Source organism: Zooshikella harenae (genome assembly GCF_018837975.1).
In the GTDB taxonomy this organism is placed as follows: domain Bacteria; phylum Pseudomonadota; class Gammaproteobacteria; order Pseudomonadales; family Zooshikellaceae; genus Zooshikella; species Zooshikella harenae.
The window spans coordinates 1-2,006 of the sequence record NZ_JAGSOY010000209.1 but is presented as its reverse complement, the minus strand read 5'-3'; the positions used below and the strand labels follow the sequence as shown (position 1 = coordinate 2,006).

General features: G+C 42.0%; 3 protein-coding genes. 2 read left to right on the top strand and 1 reads right to left on the bottom strand.

Annotated features, from left to right (window positions below; all coding sequences use genetic code 11):
- Window positions 1–12 precede the first annotated feature (12 nt).
- Window positions 13–177: a S49 family peptidase gene (locus KCG35_RS27180; protein WP_373687377.1), complete on the top strand. Its 165-nt coding sequence runs from the start codon at window positions 13–15 to the stop codon at window positions 175–177.
- Between the two features lie 6 nt (window positions 178–183).
- Here the strand turns inward: KCG35_RS27180 and KCG35_RS24915 are convergent, their stop codons facing one another.
- Entirely contained in the window at window positions 184–1,173 is a 990-nt protein-coding gene (locus KCG35_RS24915; RefSeq protein ID WP_215822553.1) for an IS5 family transposase, read from the bottom strand.
- Between the two features lie 426 nt (window positions 1,174–1,599).
- Between KCG35_RS24915 and KCG35_RS24910 the strand changes: the two genes are divergently transcribed.
- Window positions 1,600–2,006: tetratricopeptide repeat protein (locus tag KCG35_RS24910; RefSeq protein ID WP_215822552.1), on the top strand; the 407-nt coding region annotated here is incomplete at its 3' end.

Genomic DNA, 2,006 nt, shown 5'->3' with positions numbered 1-2,006 from the left:
TCATTTCAGCCACTGCCTAATGACGTTAAAGAGCGCTTTCAGCAGGAAGTTGATTCGTTGTATGCCTTATTTGTGGATACCGTAGCGAGAAATCGTCAGTTAACTACTGACACAATTCGTAAAACAGAAGCCGCTATTTACGGCTTTGTTGCAGTACTCAATCATCAGGTCTTTTGAGATTGTTTAGACAGATTGATGGCTTTGAGGCATCCCTAGTGCTGTAAAACGATTTAATACGCCACAGGCAATCATCACTTCTATTTCCTGATTGCTCATTTCTCGAGCATGCAGCTGATTGCCAAATGTCCGCTTGTAGCGTTGCATAGCTGTCTCGGATCCACTTCGCTTGCCATATTGGTGATGCTGTTGCCAGGTCTGTTGCCCTTTAGCCGTTATTTCAATCATATGAGCACAGCGTTTGGGATGATGGTTTTCGTTGTAATACAGATAATCCTTGGGGGGAATGACAATATCCGCCTCAGGAAAGTGGGCCTCAATCCTCTTATACACATGATTTTCATCATAGGCCCTATCTGCAGAAACCATGGAGACCTCTTCTTCAATTTGGTCACAGAGGGCTTCTGTCGCTGCATCATCCATGGTGTTTTTATCGGTGAGCACCGTCGAATAAATCACATGGTCATCGCCCACACCTAAATGCAACTTACGCCAGCTCCGTTTACTCGACACCTTATGTTTTTCCTGGTGCCATTCATCTCGACCGTAACGCTTCAGCCCAGTGGAGTCGAAAGCAATGGCAACGGTACTCTCATCCCATTGAGCCCCTTTTTTATAACGGGGTGAGGGGATGTTGAGACCCGCTAAGCGTTTAGATAACAGTGAATAATGCGGGCATTTCAGGGGTAACCCCATGGTTTCAAAGAGCGAATCAATAAATCCTTCTAACTGCCTTAAGGGGGTCTTAAAAATCACGCGTAGTTCGTGACAGGTCAGAATGGCTTGATCGGTATAATGCTGACTTGAGCCTGTGCCATCGTAAACGCGATTGGAGTGGGTCCACCAGGTCTCAATATCATCACTGAGCCACAAATCGATTCGACCGCGGTTTCTCAGGGCTTGGTTATACTCAGACCAATTGCTCAGCTTATATCGTTGCTTAGGTATGTGATGACGTTTGGATTCGTTGAGTTTATACGGAATAGGGACGATCACTGAACCAGGAAAAGCTAGCTACTTTAGCAGATTGTGAGCGCCTGATATTGATTGATTAATGAGCGATTCAACAAAGCCGCTAGCTATTGGAGCCTCTAGTTGAGGCTCACGATTCATCCTTGGTACCAAATTATACTTGAAAATGTTAATGGTTGCTTACGGACAAAGTATTTTCAGCGGGACTATGGTGTTTTCTATAGCAAATTAGAATAAATATTGATCAGTTTATCTTTGTTGGTGTGATATCTGTCACATATGATTTGCTGGTAACTGGATAAAATCCGCGCTTTGGTATTGGAAACCAAATTGCCGCTTATTGGAATAGCATCTATGGATTTCTAGGATAAATCACTAGAAAAGAGTACCTTGAAGACAAACCCAGACTTGAAATATGCAGGGTTGTTAGTGAGAAGAGATGGACTAAGTATGCACAGTAATCAACAGACAAAGCTCCTTCAGGATGCTATCAACGCCTACGAGTTAAATGTCATGGATGAGGCTATTAGTAAATTTTTATTGTTAGCTGATTCAGATGACATGCCTGAGGTTTTTCAGTACTTATATTTTATTTATAAGAATGGTGATGGTGTATCTATCGATGTTGATAAGGCTGATGCTTTTAGAAATCGCTATATAGATACTGTTAGACGCTTAGCCCTGGTTGGTAATAAAGAATGGAAGCTCAAGTTAGCTTATATGTATTTCTATGGAGATGGCGTTTCTCAGGATGATAAACAAGCTATGGAATTATTTAAGGAATTGGCTTCCGCAGGACATATAGAAGCTCAATTTATATTATGGAAAATATTAAAAGCAAGTTCATCGAAGCCTAG